The organism is Nostoc paludosum FACHB-159, from assembly GCF_014698835.1.
GTDB classification, from domain to species: Bacteria; Cyanobacteriota; Cyanobacteriia; order Cyanobacteriales; family Nostocaceae; genus Nostoc; species Nostoc paludosum.
In genome coordinates, this window is sequence record NZ_JACJTU010000051.1 from 1 (window position 1) to 22,588 (window position 22,588).

Sequence of the window (22,588 nt, forward strand, 5' to 3'; positions counted from 1 at the left end):
GCATTGGGCATTGGGCATGGGGCATGGGGCATGGGGCATGGGGCATGGGGCATGGGGCATTGGGCATTGGGCATTGGGCATTGGGCATTGGTTATGAATTATTCTCCTTGTCTCCCTTATCTCCCTTATCTCCCTTGTCTCCCTTGTCTCGCCAGTCCCCATTCCCCAGTCCCCAGTCCCCATTCCCCATTCCCTAAATTACCAACGGTTCGAGTTCATGGCTATACCATTGCCGCTGATACCATTCGGCAATCAAGGGACGAACAATAAATTTGGGCTGACCTTCGCCTTTGACATCTATGCGTAAACTTGAATAAGGGCGTCGCTTTTGAGAACCGTAGCCGTTGCGACCTACGAACAAATGCGATCGCGCTACTAATTTATTCTCCTCCATCAAATTGGCTCCCTCAATCCGCTGGCGTCGCAGGCTAAAGCCGCTACCGCCACAAACAAGCCAGGGGATATGAGAATCTGCGTGTCCCGTATCCATTGTTTGCAGATATTCTAGACAGTGGGCGTGTCCATTCAATACCAAATCGACCACAGGACGCCCTTGATTTAAAGAACCAATTTTTTGAGCTACTCCATCCAGAACATCACGTAGGTGCTTGCGAATTGTCAAAGTTTGTGCTTGCTGCCACTTTGTCGCTTCAGTCACGTAAGGAGGATGGTGGAAATAAATCACCCGTCCCCGAACTTCGTCAGTATTCCAAGATTCAATTAGTCTGTGCTTGAGCCAATCAAGTTGTTCAATGTCAATCTGCGTTGGTCGGTCTGTGGCTAGTTGCTTATCAATATCAACAATAATTTCTTCAATTTGCGATAGCTTGGCTTGGAAGTCCTCTAACTCATCGGCATCACTAAGATTTTCAGGATTGAGCTTGGTTGAGGTTTCCATGATTTGCATTTTTTCTTGCTCTAAATCCTGACGACGTTTTTCCAAGACTTTGCGGTCTGCTTCACCTTTCCTTGTCTTCGGCAGGGGTGGTGGGTCGTTAAATGTATTAGAATCCAAGGCGAAGAAATCAATACCGCCATAGCGAAAAGTGTAGTAGCGATTGGGAAGGCGGGTAAAGTGCCCTGGTTGATAGCAAAGACAATTACCTGTGTCTGTTTTGGCGGTGTAGTAGCGATTTAAATGAGCGTCTAATGCTCCTGGAAGCTCAAAGGCTTTGAGATAGTCTAAAAAAGCCCGTGCGTAAGCGTCACCGGTTCGGGAACCATGCAAACCTACATCTAAATCTAACCGCGATCGCAACAGTTTACGAAGCGGTAATGTTGTCAGGGATGCTAAGCCTAAGACAATCGGCAAGTCATAATAATCATGATTTCCCAGTACGGGTAAAATCGGCAGCTTAAAAACCATCTGGTCATAAGCAATATTTCTAGGATGCTCTCCACCGACGATAAACTCTCGGTAAGGGTGAATGAAGTTCTGCTGGTAGTACTCACTCGACCCCACTAAATAGATCACATCCCCAGTGTGTAGCATAAAACGACATTCATCGTGATGGGGCAGCATGAGTTCAGCCACCTGTCGCTGGGGATTCTGTCCCTGATGGTTTCCAGAACCACTATCACCTACAACTAAAAACGAAAACTCCAAATCATCTGCATGACCATCATCCAGCACTAATCGAGTTTGGTCGATGTTGCGTTCGATAATCAACGGATCTTGCCATCGTACCCGCTGACTCATTTTGCGAACTTTTTTAGCAATAGATGGATCGGATACTAATTTCAAGGCAACCTAACTCCTGAATATTCAATTGGAGGGCAATGCCCAATGCCCCATGCCCAATGCCCCATGCCCAATGCCCAATGCCCCATGCCCCAATGCCCCATTTCCTCACTCTTCTGGTGGATTTTTCATCTCAATAACCAAATTAGGCAGTCCGTTTAGTTTTTCTGTAGGCTCAACTTCTTCTATTAGTGGCACAAAAACTTTTAAGCCTGCTGGTACGCACTTTACTTCTATTGGTGTTGTGCCGATGATTTCGCCGTCCAAAACAACTTTTTGTGGTGGCTCTGTAGTAATTTTAAATTGTTTGGCTCGCAAATAACCAATATCATTGCGTTCTGCGGCGTTGCCTGTAGAAGCTGTTTGGAAGAGATGAAATGTTGCAGCGATCGCTCCGGCTTTACTAGTTGGAGCTACAATTGTTAAGTCTAGCAATCCGTCGTCATAAATTAGACCTGCTGGCCCTTGTGCTAATACTGATGTAGGAGGCGCGGCATTGGCGACTGTTACTGCACAAGCGCTAGTTTTAATTATTCTGTCTTCAGTTTCAATTTCAACATCAAAGTTCTTTAAGTTTCTCAGTTGCTGAATTCCTGCTAAAACGTAGGCCATCATCCCAAAACGATTTTTAGCTTCCCTGTCTGCTAGTTCTACGGTTTCAGCCTCAAACCCAACACCTACTAGCAGTACCATTGGCAAATCGTTGCAATAAGCTACGTCTACATTGCGGGTTCCCCCCTGCAAAATTGTCTGACATGCACCTGCGATGGTGTCTGGAATTCCTAAAGCTGTGGCAAATGCATTTGCTGTACCTCTAGAAATTATACCAAATGCAATGTCAGTACCGACTACTGCCGCCGCCGCCGCCGAGAGGGTGCCATCTCCTCCAGAAGCAATTATGGCATCTACCCCTCGCTCTACTGCTGCATACGCCAAGGCGTCAGCGCCAACTTCCTCAGTTGTTAAATAAATATCTAAATCAATTTCTGGCTCTAATATCGATCGAATTTCTGCCAGTTCTAATTCTGGGTCACCCTGACCCGCTACTGGATTGAAGATGAGGCAGGCGGAACGATTCATAGGGAATAAGTACTAATCTTGAATTGCTAATATATCAAATTATTTTTAGCATTCTCGTAAAATTTTGACTTCCTTCTACTGGCTTGATTGCACTGAGCGTGAAGCTGTCTTTGAGCAAGCTTAAATGTCTTAACTATCTTCTCATTGTTTCAATAAGTGTCTTATCTGTCTCTTAAGTGTCTTATCTGTCCTTGATTTTTCCCTCAAAGCCTGAGATTATAGAGTGCGAATTGCCTGATATTAGATTCAGGCGATCGCCAAATAATAGATCTTTCACAGAAGTCTTAACTAGCCTCAGACTCTAATTTTGTGGTAGTTAACCATGCCTATTTAAGCAAGCTTTTTTGCTGGTTGCGGCTAGCGAAAAATGTCCATTTTGTCACAAATCTTTGAAAAAGACTAAGAAATAGAGTTTTTAGGGGTTTTAAGATATGTCATACATCATTACTGGAAAAGTTTACCAAGCTGAAAATACTCAAGGAATCCCTAATCTTGTCATCACTGCATTCGATCATGACTTAATTGGTCAACCAGATCGCCTTGGAGAAACCACTACTAATCAGCAAGGTGAATTTACAATTACTTATTCTGAAAAAGATTTTCAAGATCAATTATTTGAAGTAAATCCGGATATATATATTGTTGTCAAAACTGCTGATGCCTCTAAGATTCTACACAGCACTCAGAAAACAATTCGTCGTCAAGCTAGTAAAAACGAACATTTTGATATACCAATTCCCCAAAAAATATTAGATGCAGATGCTGTCGATGCTAAACCGTTATTAAAACTTTTAATTGGCGTTGCTTGGATTGATGGAGAACTTGAACCTGGCGAAGTGACATATCTCCAACAACTCGCCACAACAAAAGGACTCAGCAACGACCCAGAAATCGCCAGCTTATTATCGAATAAACAAACTGTTTCTGCTCAACAAGCTTATGACTGGGTACAAGCTTATTTAGGTACAAATCCGAGTCCACAAAAATTTGTGGAATTGGATGAAGCTCTGGAAAGCTTAGTAGCTAGTGATACAGTAATTGATGAAAAAGAAAAGGAACTGTTAGCGGCTTTTGCTGACAAAGAAAATCGCAAAACTACTCTCCAGCAACGCTTGGGCAGTATCTTCCTCGATGCTAACTTCATCGCTAAAGTAACTCCTGATACCCCAGATTCACGAGAAACAGCTCGTAAAAATCTGAAAAAAGGCTTTGCCTATGCTCGTGTTCCCCAAGCAATTATCAGCAAATTCACTAGCGCACAAACCAATCCAGAAGTCAAAGAAGATTTAGCCTATCGCTTCTTGACTCTCAATTTTGCCCCAGTTCGGAAAGAAATTACGGCGGATAACCTAGAAGTCATCGGCAAACTGCCACAAGATTTATCGGGAATGTTTTTCCGCATTGGGCCTAACCCCCGCTTCGCTCCCTTGGGTCTGTATCATTGGTTTGATGGGGATGGCATGGTTCATGGGGTAAACATCAAAAATGGTACTGCCAGTTATCGAAATCGTTACGTCCGTACCGAAGGGCTGAAAATTGAAGAAAAAGAAGGTAGAGCCATTTGGCCAGGGTTACTGAATTTACCCCGCTTCGATGAACCCCACGGCATGATGATGAAAAATGTTGCCAATACGGCTTTAGCTTGGCATCATGGGCGCTTACTCGCCCTCTGGGAAGGAGGAGAACCTTACGAACTGCGGGTTCCTGACTTAGAAACCGTTGGCCCTTATACCTTTAATGATGAGTTGACATTTCCCTTCACCGCCCACCCGAAAATCGATCCCCAAACGGGAGAAATGATGTTCTTTGGTTATCAACCCTTAGCTAAACCTTACATCCAATACGGTATCGTCTCACCAGAGGGAAAAATTGTCAAAACTATGCCTATTGACATCCCTTCCCCTATTAGTACCCACGATTTCGCCATTACTGAAAAATACACGATTTTCTTGGATATGCCTTTGGCTCTCAAACCAATGCGAGTCATGCAAGGCAAAATTCCTCTGGTTTTTGAACGCAATAAACCCAGTCGTTTTGGGATCATTCCTCGACATGGTGGTGAAATGCGCTGGTTTAGTGTGCCAAGTTGCATGGTCTATCACATCGTCAATGCCTACGAAGAAGGCAATGAGGTGATTTTAGTCGCCTATCGTATGGATTGGACGCAACTATTTATCCGTGACATAGAAAACCCCCTGATTTTTCCCAGCACTGATGCCCTACTGGAAAAAGTCGAACCGGAACTCACAAAATTGTATCGTTGGCGGTTTAATCTATCCACTGGTCAAGTTAAAGAGGAAGTACTTGACGATGAAGTTGCTGAATTCCCCCGCATTAACGATAACTATGTAGGACGCAAGATGCGTTATGTGTACTCTGGGCTGGCAGCCGTGTACATGGAACGCCCCTTATTTGATGGAGTCAAGAAGTACGATTTACAAGCAGGAACGGCAGAAACTAAGCATTTCGGTCGCGGACGTTTTGGTGGTGAATGTGTCTTTGCTCCTCGTCCTGGCGGCCAAGCTGAAGATGACGGCTGGGTATTGACTTATGTTTACGATGCCGTGGAAAAGCGATCGGAATTAATAGTTTTAGATGCCCAGAATATCACTGCTGAACCTGTTGCCCGCGTACTTATCCCCCAACGAATTCCCTTTGGTTTCCACTGTGAATGGGTTTCTTCTGAGAAAATAGCGAAAGCTAAGAGATAGTTAAAAAATGCATTTATCCTAGTCAGGTTAAAATCATTAAACCCAACATTTTTGTATTTGTTGGGTTTCTTTTCGTTCAATTGACCAACATTTTTTAAAACATCGTCTCAAATTTAACTTGAGCAAGAACTATTTTTGATAAATAGCGAGAATTGTAGTATATGTAGCAACAAAGCAAAGTTAAATTCTATTAAGAAATTTAAATATAAAATACTTAGAGTATTTAGTATTGTAAAATTAGCAGTGAATTTTGTCGATTAATAAATTAGGAGAAACTTAGCTATTGCTGATATAATCAGCACTTTCATTTTAAGTAAATTAATTAATTTTACGGATAGGTCTAATTGACAAACCACTCATTTTTCTATTATTGGTTTTTCTTCTTTGTTATCACTCTTGCCCGATATTTTCTGATAGCTGGGGGAGCATACTTGCTCTTTTATTCAGTGTTGGGAAAGTCCCTTGCTAACAAGAGTTTGCGTTTGAAACCTTTGATGAATTCTTCTATTCTAAAGGATATTCAATTATCAGTATTCTCAGCAGCCGTTTTTGGTATTTCTGGAGCGTTTATTATTTCAGAATATATTTTAGGAAAAACGCTACTATACACTAATTTGTATGAGTACGGGCTGTGGTATTTGCTAGCTAGTTTTGTTGTGGTGTTAATTCTTCAGGATACATATTTTTACTTTATCCATCGGATATTTCACCACCCTCTAATTTTTAAATGGATGCATTACGGACATCACCGTTCAGGAGAACCAACGCCTTGGAGTTCTTCTGCATTTGATTTCCCGGAAGCGATCGTACAAGCACTTTTTTTTGTAGGTGTAATCTACATAGTTCCACTACATTTTATCACCTTAGTGGCCGCACTTATAACTATGACAGTTTGGGCAGTGTTTACCCATCTCGGATTTGAGGTATTTCCCCCTTCATCTAAGACCAACTGGATTGGCAAGTGGCTGGTTGGTTCTATGCATCATTCAATACATCATCGCAAGTATAAGGTACACTACGGTTTGTATTTTACGTTCTGGGACAAACTACTCGGTACTGAAGACCCTAATTATGTAAATAAAACTCATACATAGGTATTGGGCATGGGGCATTGGGCATTGGAAATAAGGCAAGATGAGGGAGTGTAGGGGTGTTGGGAAGTGTGAAGAGAATAACTCTTAGCTCAACACTCAACAGTCAAGAGTCAGCGTTTCCAATGACTAATGATTATTTAATATTTAATTTTTGTAGAATATATAGGATTCATATTTGATTTATGAAAAAAAATCAGTAGATCTCTAATACCAATTTAATGTGAAGTTGCACATATCTAGATCCCCCTAAATCCCCCTTTTTAAGGGGGACTTTGATATGTTTTTCTGGTTCCCCCCTTTATAAGGGGGGCTAGGGGGGATCGAATTCTATGCAGCTTCATAAAAAATTGGTATAACTTGATTTTTTTCTGTTCCCTCTTCCCTGTCTACACAGGTCAGTTCAGTAATCAAATCTGATTCCTATAGCTTATTCATGAGTTTGTGATTCATCTTTGTTGTTTGTTGTTTGATGATGAAAGCGAATTCCTATAAAAATATCATAAATAAACTCTAAAAAATCTTTCTTTTGTAGTAAGCCTGAAGTTTGATAACAGCCTTTTTCATCTAATAAAGGTTTCATTTGATAGTATGCAGATTGATATTTATACCAGGGAATAGAAGTCCATAAATGATGAATTAAATGATAGTTTTGTCCCAAAATTAGGATATTAAGAATTGGGCTAGGATATACGCGAGCATTTTTCCAGCGATCGCGTTCTCTAAAAGGACGATGGGGCAAGTAATCAAAAAAGAAGCCTAGTATTAACCCCACTATACCAGAAGGTACAATCCAAAAATTCAGAAGATACATTAAACAATGATTTTGAATTCCTATATAAAAAATTCCAACGACAATTAAACGGCTGATAAACCATTCCAATAGCTCATATTTACGCCACAATCGTCGCTGAAAGAAAAATACTTCGTGGTACAAAAACCGAAATGCAATTAGCCACAGCGGCCCGCCTGTAGAAACATAATGATCTGGGTCATCTTTGGGATGGTTTACATGAGCATGATGCTGCAAATGCACACGCGTAAATACTGGGAAAACAAACCCTAGCATTAAGGCGCTACCATGCCCTAGCATGGCATTAATTATGCGATCGCGGTGGGCGGATTTATGACATGCATCATGAATTACTGTCCCCGCACAATGCAAAGCAATAGTATTAAGGCAAAAGCATATCCAGTCCGGCCATTGCCAAAGCCAGTAACCAAAGTTAGATAAAACCAATGTTCCCAAAGCTGCCAAAAATAGCAGTAGGGTAGGATTGAAATCGCCAGGAGGCCCTAAAAGTTCCTTCGGCGGAATTTTCGGTAGTTTGTGTGCTTTCAACGCTACCGTTTTTGTTTCTGTATTTGCTATGTCTTCTAAGGTGACTTCCAAGTTGTGATGATTTTGCTTTTTATTGTCATCAACAGCTTGGTCAATGATAATTAGGCTTTTAGCTGGAATGTCAAAAAAATTAGGATCTAAAGAGGTCATAATTTTTACTGGTCGCGGTTCCTTGATAAAGTGAGCATGAAATCCCTTTCTTCAGCCAGCACAGAACAGATTTCTTGCCCCGATTAGAGAGAGGAAACCCTGAAAATCTAGCCGATACTGTTGTCAATTAATATTTAGAATGGGCTGTTAAACCTAATAGTGTAGGAAAACAAGTTATTATACTTCTAAAAAAAGCTTATATCTTAATTGTTTATAATCTTTCAATTTTCAAAGAGAAACTTTAGTTTTCAACTTTTTACTTAAGCATTAGCAAACATTCAATACCATAAAATGGAACTGATATTAAAAGAGCTAACCTTTTTAATTTTCTGGACTTTTAATTACTTAGACTTGAAATTAAACAACTAAATCAGGCATATCTTGAGGTTAGAGAGTGGGGAATAACCAACGGAGGATAAGGTACTTTCATTGGGATTTGTCAATTATAGTTTCTCAATATCTCTTGCAAAAGTAATTTTTGCACATTTGTAGGCAAAGGGCAAAGGGCAAAGAAAAATTTTGTCTTTTTTACCGATTTATACAAAAAGTATATGCACAAGCGATCGCTTTTGTGTACCTCGATCCCCTAAAATCTATGCAGGCTTTGTCCTTGCTTACGTAAAGTCACAAGCGATCGTCATCTCTCTAGCCATATAGACTAAATTAAGATTCTTGACTTAATAACTAGTTTATGCATCTGCGTAGGATAAAGTCGAGGTGAAAACTTGCTCAGTATACAAACCAACCATTACTCTGAATTATCAGATTTAGAAATTTCAAGGGCTTTTGTGCAACCTTGATTTGTTCATGGCTGAGTAATACTGGATGTTTGACCAATTGAAAAATCGCTAAAATTGTTACGTACAACGCAAAATAATGTATTATTTATTTCCACTATTAGTAAATCTACTAGCTTTCAGCAGTTCATACACTCCCAGTCTGACAGCAGCCAGCACAACGCCGGATTTACCAAAAATGCATTTAGCTCAAAAGCTAAACTGTAACAATCCTCAAACTCAAGTAGAAATCAATCAATGCAGTAACTTGTCCTATCAAAATGCCGATAAAAAATTGAATGCAGCTTATCAAAAACTAGTGCCTAAATTAGATAGAACTAGAAAACAAAAATTGATTGCTGCCCAGCAAGCATGGATTAAGTTTCGAGATGCCAGTTGTGAGTTTGAAAGAAGCGAATATGAAGGTGGAACTATAGCCCCGTCAATTTACCTTGGCTGCCTAGAAAATCTCACAAAAGAGCGTACCCAACAATTACAGGAATATCTTAAATCCGACTATTAATATTGCTCTTTCATCTTTAACCAGCTAAATATCTCTTCTCCTGTCAATTCTAAATCAACACCATCCAGAACAATCAATTTATCGCTTTTATGGCAAAATTCTGGTTGTTGATGTGGTTGAAAAACAATAATGGAACGGTCATCACGATCGATTAACCATCCTAATTCACAACCATATTTTAAACAGTGCAAAATATTGCTGATAACTCGGTTAGAACTTTGTTCTGGAGACAAAATTTCAATTGTCCAGTTAGGAGCAATTAACATATCATCTATTATAGGTTCTCCGTCGTCATCGAATTGGATTTGTTGCCAACGAATCACCGCTACATCCAGAACAATTGACCCCCTACCAAAAGTACAACGCAACTCTGGAAAAGCATAAGCAATTTGTCTTTTCTCTGTGACTTCATTAATCCCATTAATCAACTTAGCCTGAAGTCGCGAGTGGCGGGCTTTTGGCATTGGTTTTTGGATAATCTCACCATCAATATAAATACTTGCAGGCTTGGTTTCTGGTAACTTGAGAAATTCCTCTAAGGTTAGGGATGCAGACTTGGCAAGACTCATGATTTCTGCGGCTGCGAAATTCCTGCATCTAGTTTATCAACGATCGCCACAAATTAAATCCCACAACCATGTTACATTTACTACATTTTAGCTACTGTCTAGTGTCGCCTCAGCCAAACTTGGCGTAATTCATTTTCGTAAAGAATTGTAATCTAAAATCCCAAATCTAAAATCCAAAATTGGTACAAGTCACTCACTACGGTAGTCTAGATGAGAGTGAATTAATCCCTGGTTTGATATATTGTTTTATGACATCAGCTGTTTCTAGTCCTCCGCGCACAATTCGTATCGGTTCACGCAAAAGCCAACTTGCTCTAGTTCAAACTTATTGGGTACAGGAGCAACTGCAAAAAAGCTATCCAGATATCACTTTTGAAGTCCACACCATGTCTACCCAAGGCGACAAAATCTTGGATGTAGCATTAGCCAAGATTGGCGATAAAGGACTTTTTACTAAAGAACTTGAGTTGGGAATGCTCAATGGCGAGATTGACTTTGCAGTTCATTCCCTCAAAGATCTGCCGACAAACTTACCCGAAGGGTTAACATTGGCAGCAATTACCGAACGGGAAAACCCAGCTGATGCGCTAGTGGTGCATGAAAAGCACAAAGATAAACAAATCGAGACTTTACCAGAGGGTGCAGTCATCGGTACATCTTCTCTGCGGCGGTTAGCGCAGTTACGCCACCGATTCCCCCACTTCACTTTTAAGGATGTCCGGGGAAACTTGATTACACGGTTGGCAAAATTGGATGCTGGTGAATACGATGCCTTGATTTTGGCAGCCGCAGGATTAGGGCGATTGGAAATGAGCGATCGCATTCATCAAATCTTACCTCAAGACATCTCCCTCCACGCCGTTGGCCAAGGCGCATTAGGAATCGAATGCCGTGCCGATGATAGCGAATTAATTTCCCTACTCAAAGCGATCGAACATCCCCAAACACGCGATCGCTGTCTCGCCGAACGAGCTTTTTTACGTGATTTAGAGGGTGGTTGTCAAGTACCTATCGGTGTAAATACAGAAATCTCTGGCGAACAATTAACTTTAACAGGCATAGTTGCCAGCATAGATGGCCAAAAGCTGGTACAAGATAGCGTCACTGGAGAAGCCAATAAAGCCGAAGCACTAGGTACACAACTAGCACATCTGTTGCGGGAGAAAGGAGCCAAAGAAATTTTAGAAGAAATTTTTGCGGTGATTCAACGGGGTTCCTAAGCAATTGCACAAGCGGATGTGATTAGATAAGTAAGTAATCAATAAACAGTCATCAGTAGTCAGTAAACAGTAAAAAACTGATAACTGAATCGCTGTATAGGCACCGGGGAAACAAAACTTACCATGCGGATTTTATTTGTTGCAGCAGAGGCAGCTCCCATTGCCAAAGTAGGCGGAATGGGCGATGTTGTTGGTGCATTGCCCAAATTCCTCAGAGCAATGGGGCATGATGTACGAATATTCATGCCTTACTACGGCTTCTTGCCAGACAAAATGGAAATTCCCAAAGAACCTATTTGGTGGGGAGATGCCATGTTCCAGCACTTTGCAGTGTACGAAAGTGTTTTGCCTGGTACTGATGTTCCCTTATACTTATTTGGACATCCCGCCTTCATGCCCCGCCGCATTTATTCAGGAGAAGATGAAGATTGGCGGTTCACCTTGTTTGCCAATGGTGCAGCGGAGTTTGCCTGGAATTACTGGAAACCAGAAATTATTCACTGCCACGATTGGCATACAGGAATGATTCCTGTATGGATGCACCAAGATCCTGATATTACCACCGTCTTTACGATTCATAACTTAGCTTATCAGGGGCCGTGGCGTTGGTATTTAGAAAAAATTACTTGGTGTCCTTGGTATATGCAAGGACACAACACAATGGCAGCAGCAGTACAATTTGCCAATAAAGTAAATACTGTTTCGCCTACTTATGCAGAGCAAATCAAGACACCTGCCTATGGTGAAACATTAGAAGGTTTGTTGTCTTTTATTAGCGGTAAGTTATCTGGGATTATTAATGGGATTGATGTCGAAGTTTACAATCCAGAAAATGATAAATACATTGCCCAAAACTTCACCGCTGATACTTTGGAGAAACGCAAAGCTAACAAAATTGCCTTGCAAGAAGAAGTAGGATTAGAAGTTAATTCCAGTGCATTTTTAATTGGGATTGTCACGCGATTAGTAGAACAAAAAGGCATCGATTTAATATTGCAAATTCTCGATCGCTTTATGGCCTATACCGATGCACAGTTTGTACTGTTAGGAACAGGCGATCGCTACTATGAAACTCAGATGTGGCAATTAGCGTCGCGCTTTCCCGGACGCATGGCAACTTACCTGCTGTATAACGATGCCTTGTCTCGACGCATCTACGCCGGCACTGACGCCTTCTTAATGCCTAGCCGTTTTGAACCTTGCGGTATTAGCCAAATGATGGCTTTGCGTTATGGTTCCGTGCCCATTGTCCGCCGCACAGGTGGATTAGTTGACACCGTATCACACAACGACCCCATAAATCGCTTAGGCACCGGTTACTGCTTTGACCGCTACGAACCGCTAGACCTTTTCACCTGTATGATTCGGGCTTGGGAAGCCTTCCGTTTCAAACCCCAATGGGAAGAACTACAAAAACGGGGCATGAGTGAAGACTTTAGCTGGTATCAATCTGCAAAGCAGTACGTGAAATTGTACAGGTCAATTTACGGCTTGCCAGAAGAAGAGGAAACACCACAGCCAGAGTTGGTATTAAACGAGGCAGTGGCTACTAGTAATTCCTCAACCCCCTAAATAACTACTTTTTGTGACTCGCGATCGCATTTTCAGATTAGCTTGATGCCTGAAAAATGCGATCGCAAGTTTTTTATATATCAGGCAATAGGCAAACAAAGTCTATTGATATCAGGGTTTCACTATCAGTTGATAGCTGCAATCCAGCAGCATCACGGATGACAGTAAATCCCTTGAAAGCGTAAAAAGCTTTTCAAATATATCAATTTCCGTACAGACGTGATTAATCGAGTATCGACCCATTAATAACTCCCGACTTTCAAGGTAGCTAATCATGGGAAAATTCCACAAACAAGGCACAAAAATATTTCTTTCCCAGTCAACAGTCAACAGTAAACAATATTTTCAAACTAAGCCTAATCATATCTTTTACAAATAAAAACAGGGTACTGAATACATTGCTAATAATCTCTGCGTACCTTTGCGCTTGACTCTGGGGCCCTTTGCGTTAAAAACATTTTCCATACCTCACTTAACTGGGAATCGCTATAAGTATAAAATATCCTTGCTTCAATGCCACGTTTTTAAGGGTGGGTTCCTCCTGCCTTCCCTACGGGACGCTGCGCGAACGTCCTTCTGCCTCCTGAATTCATATAAAACGTAATTTATGAAAAAATATAATTTTTATCAATACCGTAATTATGGACTAATTGGGTTAATATCCTTAACCACCGTATTAAGTACAACTACATCTGCCCTAACAGAATTAGTCAGCAATTCCCCAACTCAAGAAAATTCCATCCCTGCTTATAACTTTATCTGGCCGACTCAAGGCTTTATTTCTCAAGGCTTTCGTAAATATCAACATGAAGGAATCGATATAGCTGGGGAATCCGGGACTCCTATTGTTGCTGCGGCATCCGGTACAGTTATTAAAGCAGGTTGGGATAATTGGGGATTAGGCAATGCCATAAGTATTAAACATTCTGATGGCAGTGTTACTGTTTATGGTCACAATCGCCGTTTATTAGTGAGCAAAGGCCAACAAGTTATTCAAGGTCAAATTATTGCCGAGATGGGATCTACAGGCAATAGTACAGCACCTCATCTCCACTTTGAATTTCATCCACAAGGTCGAATTGCAGTCGATCCGCTTCGTCTATTTGCATCCTCAACCGCAAATGTTACTCCTGCTTCTAAAGTTCAGCAAGTTGGCAACTCTAACCGCCCAGTCTCAACACTTCCAGTAGCAAAGCAAGTTTCACCTTCACAAGGAATTACAATAAATTCTGCGCCTTTAAATAGTAATACTGAATGCAATGGAGTTACGATTATTGGAGGCGAGACCGCAAAACTTCGTGTCAAAGTTTGCGAAGAAAATGGTCAGTTATTTTATATTGGGCAGATGAAACAAAACCCAAATCAGCCTATAAAAATACCTGCTTGGAATGTTGGTAAAGATAAATATCAAGCAGATAATGGTAGTTTTTCTTATGTAGTCACTCATCAAAGAGTAGAAGTGTGGCAAAATGGCAGTCGAATTCGTTCTGAAAATTTTTAGATTTTAACTATATTAATCTGCTTTGATTTTTGAAAATAGCACATAAAATGAAGCAAGAATCTGCCACCACACCTGAAGAGTATGGTGGCGAGAGTGTCAATGATTAAACACCAACAGGAGTAGGTGCAACGTATTTAGCATATCGCTGGATGTAAAATTCTTTAGAGTTAGCGATCGCTTTTACAGACTCACGTTCTTTGAGGGCGTGCTTCCATTGTTTCAGACGCGTAAATTCAGCGGGTAAACTAAAGCCACGATACTCTTTGAGCGCAGCCCAGCGTTCAAACCACGGGAAATAGGTCAAATCTACCAAACTGATGGATTCACCAAACCAGTAGGGGCCTTCCCCAGATAGTTTTCCTAGACCTTCGTTTTCAATAAATTCCAAGTGTTTGTATAATTGCTGCTTAGCTTCTTCTTGTTTTTGGACATCTGAACTTCGCAGCAGGTCAGAAAAAGCAGAAACAAACCTGGTATTAGCAAAATCAATCCAGATACGAGCCTGGGCCCTAGCAATAGGATCGCTGGGTAACAGCGGTGGATTAGGAAATACCTCATCTAGATACTCGTTAATGATTGCTGACTCCCAAACTCGCTCATCATTATGAGTGATTGCCGGCACCTTTCCATATGGCGAAACCTTCGTAAAGCCCTCCGGCCGATTCTGCAAATCAATCTCAATCAAATCGAAATCAATGCCTTTCTCTTGAAGTACCAAGCGGGTACGATGAGCATAAGGACAAACAACTGCACTGTATAGTTTGATTTCAGCCATTTTAAGTTCCTTTGAAAATTAGGACTTATTGAGCAGTATTGAGAATTGAACTTTAATCCAACATCCCAAATTTTAAATTAATTCGTAATTTATAACGCAGGCCATTTAAACTCCAACTAATTCCAGACAACCAAGAAAGTCTTTCTTGGTGGAGATTTAAACCCAAAAACTACGAATTACATAGCTTGCTTCTCACGCCTTGGCGAGTATTACGTTAGCGCAGCGTCTCTACAACGATGTCTCCCTCATCTCCCCACCCTTACGGTGCTGGGTTCGGTGACAGAGAATGAACTTTATCTAACTCTTCCAAAATGTCTTTGTTGAGAACTACATCAACGCTTTCAAGATTTTCTTTGAGTTGTTCGAGTGTTGTGGCACCAATAATTGTGCTAGCCACAAACCAACGACTCCGCACAAATGCTAAAGCTAGATGTGCTGGACTCAGTTGATAGCGCTTGGCAATTTCCACATAAGCTTTTACTGCTTCGCTGACTTTTGGTTTTAGATAGCGCTGACCAAAATTTTCAAACAAAGTCACTCTTGCTTTCTCTGGTTTGCCGTTTAAATATTTGCCAGTTAAGAAGCCAAACGCCAAAGGACTATAAGCTAGTAACCCAATTTCTTCGTAATAAACTGCTTCTGCTAAGTGTCCGTCAAATACTCGATTGAGTAAATTGTAAGCATTTTGAATTGAAACAACTTTGGGCAATCCTAGCTGTTTGGCAATGTTACTAAACTGGGTGACTCCCCAAGGAGTTTCATTACTCAAACCAATATAGCGGATTTTACCTGCTTTAATCACATCGCGAAAAACTTCTAGCTGTTCGGCTATGGGAACTGTTTCGCCTACTTGAGTTGGATCGAAAACCGTTTGTCCAAACCGTGGCACGTAGCGATCGGGCCAGTGAATTTGGTACAAATCTATATAGTCTGTTTGTAATCTTTTGAGGCTATCATCTACAGCTTGTTTGATATTATCACGGTCAATTGCTTTGGCTCCACCACGCACCCATTTAAAGCCTCTACCAGGCCCGGCAATTTTAGTAGCGATGATAAGTTTATCTCTTTGTTGATGCTTTAACCATTCGCCGATGTAAGTTTCAGTTAATCCATAAGTTTCACCACTTGTAGGAACTGGATACATCTCAGCCGCATCAATAAAATTGACTCCTTCACCAATAGAATAATCTAGCTGTTGGTGTGCTTCTTCAATGGTATTTTGCTGTCCATAGGTCATAGTGCCCAGACAGATTTCAGAAACTTTTAAGTCACTATTACCAAGTTGGTTGTACTTCATATTCTTGTATCAGTTTTCAGTTCAATGATAGGGAAGTGTTTTGATTATTTTTCCTAAAAAATTATTTCATAAATATGCTATTTTTAGTATAATTTTTTCTATTTTTGATAGTTTTATATAAAAAATAATCGAATTAATAATACAGCCTAAATATCCAACTATTGTAATGGTCATTAAAGAAAATCCAAAATTATTTGAGAGTGAAAAAGTAATTAGTGTTATGCCAAATATAACAGGTGCGATCGCAATAATTTTCTCAAGTTCTATTGCACTTCTTCCATAGCTCAAATAAATACCGCTACATAATGCTCTAAGTCCCGATGCTCCCGTTAATAAACTGAGGGTGCTAGAATTTCCATGCAGAATTTCAACGGCAAAAACAGGCATAATTCTGAGATAACGGTAAAGCAATCTACAGTAAGTATTAAAGCAGTGTAGCTGTTCATTCTTGCATAAATTAATCACATAAGTAAGCTAAGCCGGAGCAATAAAAAATCAAAAAATGTAATACAAAATACTTGCTTTAAGGAAGTTTTTGTGGATATGGACTTTTTTAGCCTGAGTGCATACTACGGTAAGCCAGTCTATTTACAGTAGTATATCAGAAAGTCTTAAGATTGTTCTAAAATTAAGTCTTAATAAATCTTTATAGTGCTAATGCTTGCATTAGTACAGAAGCTAGTTTTGTGATTGGCGATGAAATGATACGAAGTTGCAGCCAAAGTATAGTAAGCTGGGAGTAGGTAATACGTACAAACGCGATCGAACACATTTGTACGTGAATAAGAAGTAAGAAGATTCTGTTTCAACGCAACTTACAACTTTATTTAGAAAGTTGGCACTTGGTAATACAAACGCTAAAACTGCCCTAGCTTGTTAGGTACAAAAATGTTAGTTTTCGTTTATACAGTCCACGTCATTCCAGTTGAGAATCTTGCAGATATCAATTACTAAATTTTCAGGAAGAAAGGGCTTCGTAATTATCCCTGCTACACCTAAATCAAGAAACTCCTGTTGTTCATAGCTTTGAGCCTTAGCTGTCACCAAAATAGTAGGAATATCAGAAACTCCAGGAATTGCTTGTAGCTGCTTAAAAGTTGTTGGGCCATCCATGTAGGGCATCATCACGTCTAACAAAATAGCATCAGGATACTCAGATTGGGCAACTTTTATTCCATCTCTACCAGAAGATGCTGTTAACACTTCCCAGTTAGTCGTTGACTCCAAGCAGATTTGAATAATTTCCTTTACACCATCTTCGTCATCAATTACTAAAATTCGTTTTGTCATGTTGTTATTCCTCATTAACCAGACTTTTGGGGCAAAAAACAGGAAATTTAACTCAAAATAGACTAGTTATTCTTTACATTTTTACTTCACTTCATAAAAGCCGAAAAGCCTTACTTTTGTTCTATAGGACTCGTATTTGATTGCATGAAAAAACTCAGTACATTTCTACCTGTCTCCTTTGCTGTTGCCTGTTCCCTCCCGACACAAGTATGTTCATTAATCAAATCGGATTCCTATACTTACAAAAGAGTAAATAGTAATTGTGAAATAGTTGTGAAGCTCGATCGCTAATGGCAAAATATTAATCAAAACTGAGAATTTAACCTAAATTGACTTTGAAAATTCTTGTAGTAGAAGACGATACACATATTCTCGATCTGCTGAGGAAAAAACTGACAGACCAGCGTTATCTAGTCGAGGTAGCCAATGATGGTCAAAAAGGCTTAGAAATGGCTTTAGCCTCTGCTTACGATTTAATTCTGCTGGATGTCATGCTACCAGAAATTGATGGTATAACTCTTTGCCAACAACTACGTAGCCAAGGTTGTCTAACGCCTATTTTGTTATTAACAGCTGAAGATAGTAATACAAAAAAAATAACTGGATTAGATGCTGGGGCTGATGATTATATCATCAAACCTTTTAATTTGGAGGAACTATTTGCCAGAATCAGAGCTTTGCTGCGCCGAAGTAGTGACATAACCACGCCGATAATTGAATTAGGAGCTTTGCGCTTCGATCCTATTGGCTGTCAGATAACTTATCAAGGAAAACTTTTGCCTCTGACTGCTAAAGAATACGCTTTATTAGAACTATTCTTACGCAATCACCAACGCATATTTAGCCAAATTTCTCTACTGGAGAATTTATGGTCTTTCGATGAAGCTCCAACCGAAAATACTGTCAGAGCGCACATCAAAAGTTTGCGAGCCAAACTAAGGGAAGCCGGAGCTAAGGGCGATTTAATTGAAACGGTCTATGGATTTGGGTATCGGTTAAATATTAAAGAACTCAAAAAATCAGCAACAGAACAAAAAACAGCTAGTAAAAAAACAAATCAGCAGCAAGTTTCCTCTTTTCTGAAACACTCAGTCCCCATCGCTAATTGTAGGGATCAACAAAAAAAGACCTCGCAATTAGCTGCGATTTGGGAACGAACTAAGGATAAATATGCGGCTCGGATGGCTGTCATTGAGCAAGCAGCAACATCTTTGTTAGAAAACACTTTAACTGAAGATTTGCGACAACAAGCACAGCAACAAGCACACACTTTAAAAGGATCTTTAGGTAGTTTCGGCTTTGATAGTGCTACCCGCTTGTGTCGTGAGATGGAAAACATTTTGAAATCAGAAGCAAAACTAGGTCAACTAGAGGCACAAAATCTGCAAGCACTGATTTTAGAATTACGCCAAGTATTGGAGCAACAACTGACAGAAACTCAACAACAGCCAGTAATTCAACGCTCTCATTTAGACCAGCAATATCGATTGCTAATTGTAGATGACGATACCACATTAGCCCAACAAGTAGCCACAGAAGCTAAACTTTGGGGAATCGAATCTGTAATTGCTGATTGTATATCTGCGGCTAGAGAAGAAATTGTTTGCGCTCGACCAGATGTAGTATTGTTAGATTTGTGCTTTCCAGAATCCGCAGAAAATGGTTTTGCATTGCTGGCAGAATTAACAGCCTTGCATCCACCTGTACCTGTATTAGTAATTACATCTCAAGAAAGTTTCGCAGAACGGGTGAAAGTAGCAAGAATGGGGGGCAAAAGCTTTTTACAAAAGCCTGTATTTCCCTCTCAAATTATGGAAGCGATCGCTTCTATTTTCCAAAAATCTCATGCACCAGAAGGCAAGCTTTTGGTTGTAGATGACGACGCACAAATATTAGATATTATCCGCACGTTACTAGAACCTTGGGGATTTACACTTTATCTGTTAGACGATCCGCGCCAGTTTTGGGACACCTTAGAAAAATCGGCCCCCGATATGTTAATTCTCGATGCACAAATGCCAAACTTTAGTGGTATCGATTTGTGTCAAGTGGTGCGAAATGACCCCCGTTGGAGCAATTTACCTGTGCTATTTATATCTGCACAGACAGATGCTCAGACAGTACAACAGGTATTTGCGGCTGGCGCTGATGATTATATCCATAAGCCAATTCTCGAACCGGAATTAGTAGCTCGTGTCCTATGTCGGTTAGAACGCAGCCAAATTCATCGTAAATTGGCAGAAATCGATCCCTTAACTGGAATTTCTAATCGTCGCAAATCAGTGCAGGATATCACCCGATTGCTGCATTTAGCACAACGACAAGGTAAACCTTTCTATTTTGTAATTTTGGATTTAGACCACTTTAAACAAATTAATGACCAGTATGGTCACGACATCGGCGATCGCGTTTTAAGTGAATTAGGAAAACTCCTAAAGCAGTCATTTCGCAGTGAAGATGTCGTGGCGCGTTGGGGAGGAGAAGAATTTGTCATTGGATTTTATGGCATCACCTCAAAAAATGCCTTAAAACGACTCAATGACTTGTTAGAAACTGTGCAGAAACTAAAATTTAACACGAATAATCATCAAACCTTTGGTATAACCTTCAGCGGAGGTATGGCAGAGTATCCCAAAGATGGCCATAGTGTGGAAATGCTTTATCATGCTGCTGATACTGCATTGTATCAAGCAAAAGCAGCAGGACGAAATCAGATATTTATCTCATCATAAAATTTGAGATTTGTAAATCAATGTATTTCTTCACAAATTCTTCACAAAAATTGTATAGGTTAACCGTGGAAGAGTGAGTTCGATTATAGTAACGACTTCAATCCTGAGTATTTATTGTTATTTCTCGCCAATAAGTATTTAGCTGAACATGAATAAAGCAAAAACTGATACACAAACAAAAATAACCATGCTCGCCAAATGCCCGACAGGAATTCAAGGGATAGATGAAATTACTTTTGGAGGGTTGCCACAAGGAAGACCAGTATTACTGTGTGGTAAAGCAGGGTGTGGCAAAACGCTGATGGCAATGGAATTTTTAGTGCGGGGTGCTACTCAGTTTAACGAACCGGGTGTATTCATGGCGTTTGAAGAAACTGCCGAGGAATTAACAGAAAATGTTGCTTCTTTAGGGTGGGATTTAGCAGAACTAATCAAAGAAAAAAAATTAGCCATCGATCATATTCGGGTCGAACGTAGTCAGATTGAAGAAACAGGGGAATACGATTTAGAAGCACTATTTATTAGATTAGGATTTGAAATTGATGCGATCGCTGCTAAAAGAGTTGTTATTGATACTCTAGAAGTGTTGTTTGGTGGGTTGGATAATGCGGCGATCGTGCGATCGGAATTACGGCGGCTATTTCTCTGGCTGAAATCCAAAGGTGTCACAGCCATCATTACCAGCGAAAGTAGCGACAATAGCCTCACACGCCACGGCTTGGAAGAATATGTTTCCGATTGTGTGATCCAGCTCGATCAGCGCGTCGTTAATGAACTTTCAACTCGGCGGTTACAAATTATTAAATATCGTGGCTCTAAGCACGGCTCAAACGAGTATCCATTTTTAATTAAGGAAAATGGGATTTCTGTTCTTCCCATTACCTCAGTCGGCTTAGATTATTCAGTCACCAACGAATGGATTTCTAGTGGTATCAAACGCCTAGATCAAATGTTGGGAGGAAAAGGTTTCTTTCGTGGTAGTAGCATCTTAATTTCTGGTACGGCTGGAACTGGAAAAAGTTCATTTTCTGCTCATTTTGCTGATGCTACTTGTCAAAGGGGAGAAAAATGCCTATTTTTCGTATTTGAAGAATCTCCACAACAGATTATTCGCAATATGCGTTCCATTGGGATTTATTTAGAAGCTGCTGTTAATCATGGGTTACTAAAGTTTCAAGCTTTACGTCCGACGTTTTACGGCTTAGAAATGCACCTCGTAAATATTCTCAGTATAGTTAATGAATTTCAACCTGATGTAGTTATTCTTGACCCCATATCTAATCTCACATTCGGCAGTAATGATATTCAGATTAAAACGTTTATGATGCGCCTAATTGATTATTTAAAAAGCAAAAACATCACAACAATATTTACCAATTTAAACGAAGGTAATAGTGCTTTCGTAGAATATACAGAAATAGGAGTTTCTTCTTTAGCAGATACTTGGATATTACTACGAGCCATAGAAAGCAATGGTGAGCGCAACCGTTTAATTCATATCTTAAAATCTCGCGGGACATCACACTCTAACCAAGTGCGGGAATTTCTTTTGACAAATCAAGGAGTGCAATTATTAGATGTTTATCTAGGAGCAGAAGGAGTACTCACAGGTACAGCGAGAATTGTACAAGAAGCGAAAGACAAAGCTGCGGCCCTAGCCCAGCAGCAAAAAATTGAGCAAAAACAGCGTGACATTGAACGCAAACGTTTTTTAATGCAAGCGCAGATTCAAGCTATAGAAGCCCAATTTGAAATTGAACAGAAAGAAATTGAAAGACTAATTGAGATCGAAGAAAATCAACAAAGTTTTTTAATGGCAGAAAAACATAAAAGAGCAAAACTACGTCAACTTGACTCTTAATTATTAAGGTGATATTTAATCATGGAGTCCATAGATTACCAAGATAAATCTAGCAGCGCAGAAATAGATACTTGGGAGTTAAGACTGTATGTAGCTGGGCAAACTCCTAAATCTCTAAAGGCATTTACCAATCTCAAGAAAATTTGCGAAGAGCATCTTGGAGGTAAATATCGCATTGAAGTAATTGACCTCATAGAAAATCCCCAATTAGCTAAGGGAGACCAAATTCTAGCTCTCCCAACTTTAGTGCGAAAACTCCCAGAGCCTGTAAAGCAAATTATTGGAGATTTATCCAATACTGAAAAAGTTTTAGTAGGGTTGGACTTGCGTCATGTTCTGTAAATCTAAGCAAAGGTG

Annotated in this window: 18 protein-coding genes; 10 read left to right on the top strand and 8 right to left on the bottom strand. The window is 40.1% G+C overall.

Annotated elements, in window-relative coordinates; translation table 11 throughout:
• Positions 1 to 197, top strand: a 197-nt coding sequence (locus tag H6H03_RS31675) for a hypothetical protein (RefSeq protein ID WP_206757997.1), incomplete at its 5' end; no start/stop codon positions are given.
• On the opposite strand, the gene H6H03_RS31680 is transcribed toward H6H03_RS31675, so the two are convergent.
• Together H6H03_RS31680 and H6H03_RS31685 are read right to left on the bottom strand one after the other, a co-directional pair.
• Positions 194 to 1,744: a metallophosphoesterase gene (locus H6H03_RS31680; RefSeq protein ID WP_190959008.1), complete on the bottom strand. Its 1,551-nt coding sequence runs from the start codon at positions 1,742 to 1,744 to the stop codon at positions 194 to 196. The two genes, H6H03_RS31675 and H6H03_RS31680, sit on opposite strands and share 4 nt — an antisense overlap.
• Before the next feature lie 105 nt (positions 1,745 to 1,849).
• Positions 1,850 to 2,821, bottom strand: a complete 972-nt coding sequence (locus H6H03_RS31685) for a YegS/Rv2252/BmrU family lipid kinase (RefSeq protein WP_190959009.1) — start codon at positions 2,819 to 2,821, stop codon at positions 1,850 to 1,852.
• 431 nt (positions 2,822 to 3,252) lie between these two features.
• Between H6H03_RS31685 and H6H03_RS41865 the strand changes: the two genes are divergently transcribed.
• Positions 3,253 to 5,532, top strand: a complete 2,280-nt coding sequence (locus H6H03_RS41865) for a carotenoid oxygenase family protein (protein ID WP_190959010.1) — start codon at positions 3,253 to 3,255, stop codon at positions 5,530 to 5,532.
• Positions 5,533 to 6,026: 494 nt separating this feature from the next.
• A complete protein-coding gene (locus H6H03_RS31695) occupies positions 6,027 to 6,626 on the top strand; it encodes a sterol desaturase family protein (protein WP_313931973.1) in 600 nt (199 codons plus the stop codon).
• 427 nt (positions 6,627 to 7,053) lie between these two features.
• Here H6H03_RS31695 and crtR read toward each other — a convergent pair whose 3' ends face one another.
• Positions 7,054 to 8,115 carry a beta-carotene hydroxylase gene (gene crtR / locus H6H03_RS31700; RefSeq protein WP_190959012.1) on the bottom strand — a complete coding sequence of 354 codons (1,062 nt, stop codon included), beginning with the start codon at positions 8,113 to 8,115 and terminating at the stop codon, positions 7,054 to 7,056.
• Positions 8,116 to 8,991: 876 nt separating this feature from the next.
• On the opposite strand from crtR, the gene H6H03_RS31705 reads away from it, so the two are divergent.
• Entirely contained in the window at positions 8,992 to 9,414 is a 423-nt protein-coding gene (locus tag H6H03_RS31705) for a lysozyme inhibitor LprI family protein (protein WP_190959013.1), read from the top strand.
• On the opposite strand, the gene H6H03_RS31710 is transcribed toward H6H03_RS31705, so the two are convergent.
• Entirely contained in the window at positions 9,411 to 9,983 is a 573-nt protein-coding gene (locus H6H03_RS31710; protein ID WP_190959014.1) for a Uma2 family endonuclease, read from the bottom strand. The two genes, H6H03_RS31705 and H6H03_RS31710, sit on opposite strands and share 4 nt — an antisense overlap.
• A 248-nt stretch (positions 9,984 to 10,231) precedes the next feature.
• Here H6H03_RS31710 and hemC point away from each other — a divergent pair, with 248 nt between their 5' ends.
• From hemC to H6H03_RS31725, 3 genes are all read left to right on the top strand, one after another.
• A complete protein-coding gene (gene hemC / locus H6H03_RS31715; RefSeq protein WP_190959015.1) occupies positions 10,232 to 11,203 on the top strand; it encodes a hydroxymethylbilane synthase in 972 nt (323 codons plus the stop codon).
• Between the two features lie 123 nt (positions 11,204 to 11,326).
• Positions 11,327 to 12,775 carry a glycogen synthase GlgA gene (glgA, locus tag H6H03_RS31720; RefSeq protein ID WP_190959016.1) on the top strand — a complete coding sequence of 483 codons (1,449 nt, stop codon included), beginning with the start codon at positions 11,327 to 11,329 and terminating at the stop codon, positions 12,773 to 12,775.
• 607 nt (positions 12,776 to 13,382) lie between these two features.
• The gene (locus H6H03_RS31725; RefSeq protein WP_190959017.1) at positions 13,383 to 14,276 is read left to right on the top strand and encodes a M23 family metallopeptidase; all 894 of its coding nucleotides are present in this window, start codon (positions 13,383 to 13,385) and stop codon (positions 14,274 to 14,276) included.
• Positions 14,277 to 14,379: 103 nt separating this feature from the next.
• Here H6H03_RS31725 and H6H03_RS31730 read toward each other — a convergent pair whose 3' ends face one another.
• The 4 genes from H6H03_RS31730 to H6H03_RS31745 all read right to left on the bottom strand — a co-directional run bounded on the left by H6H03_RS31730 (position 14,380) and on the right by H6H03_RS31745 (position 17,638).
• On the bottom strand, positions 14,380 to 15,051 hold the full coding sequence (locus H6H03_RS31730) for a glutathione S-transferase family protein (protein WP_190959018.1): 672 nt from the start codon (positions 15,049 to 15,051) through the stop codon (positions 14,380 to 14,382).
• A gap of 259 nt (positions 15,052 to 15,310) precedes the next feature.
• On the bottom strand, positions 15,311 to 16,348 hold the full coding sequence (locus H6H03_RS31735; RefSeq protein WP_190959019.1) for an NADP(H)-dependent aldo-keto reductase: 1,038 nt from the start codon (positions 16,346 to 16,348) through the stop codon (positions 15,311 to 15,313).
• A 66-nt stretch (positions 16,349 to 16,414) separates the two neighbouring features.
• Positions 16,415 to 16,735, bottom strand: coding sequence for an MFS transporter (locus H6H03_RS31740; RefSeq protein ID WP_190959020.1), 321 nt, complete (start codon positions 16,733 to 16,735; stop codon positions 16,415 to 16,417).
• Between the two features lie 504 nt (positions 16,736 to 17,239).
• Positions 17,240 to 17,638: a response regulator gene (locus tag H6H03_RS31745; RefSeq protein WP_190959021.1), complete on the bottom strand. Its 399-nt coding sequence runs from the start codon at positions 17,636 to 17,638 to the stop codon at positions 17,240 to 17,242.
• A 329-nt stretch (positions 17,639 to 17,967) separates the two neighbouring features.
• On the opposite strand from H6H03_RS31745, the gene H6H03_RS31750 reads away from it, so the two are divergent.
• From H6H03_RS31750 to H6H03_RS31760, 3 genes are all read left to right on the top strand, one after another.
• Positions 17,968 to 20,370 carry a response regulator gene (locus tag H6H03_RS31750; protein ID WP_313931974.1) on the top strand — a complete coding sequence of 801 codons (2,403 nt, stop codon included), beginning with the start codon at positions 17,968 to 17,970 and terminating at the stop codon, positions 20,368 to 20,370.
• 148 nt (positions 20,371 to 20,518) lie between these two features.
• On the top strand, positions 20,519 to 22,231 hold the full coding sequence (kaiC, locus tag H6H03_RS31755; RefSeq protein ID WP_190959022.1) for a circadian clock protein KaiC: 1,713 nt from the start codon (positions 20,519 to 20,521) through the stop codon (positions 22,229 to 22,231).
• 21 nt (positions 22,232 to 22,252) lie between these two features.
• A complete protein-coding gene (locus tag H6H03_RS31760; protein ID WP_190959023.1) occupies positions 22,253 to 22,573 on the top strand; it encodes a circadian clock KaiB family protein in 321 nt (106 codons plus the stop codon).
• The last annotated feature ends 15 nt before the right edge of the window (positions 22,574 to 22,588 follow it).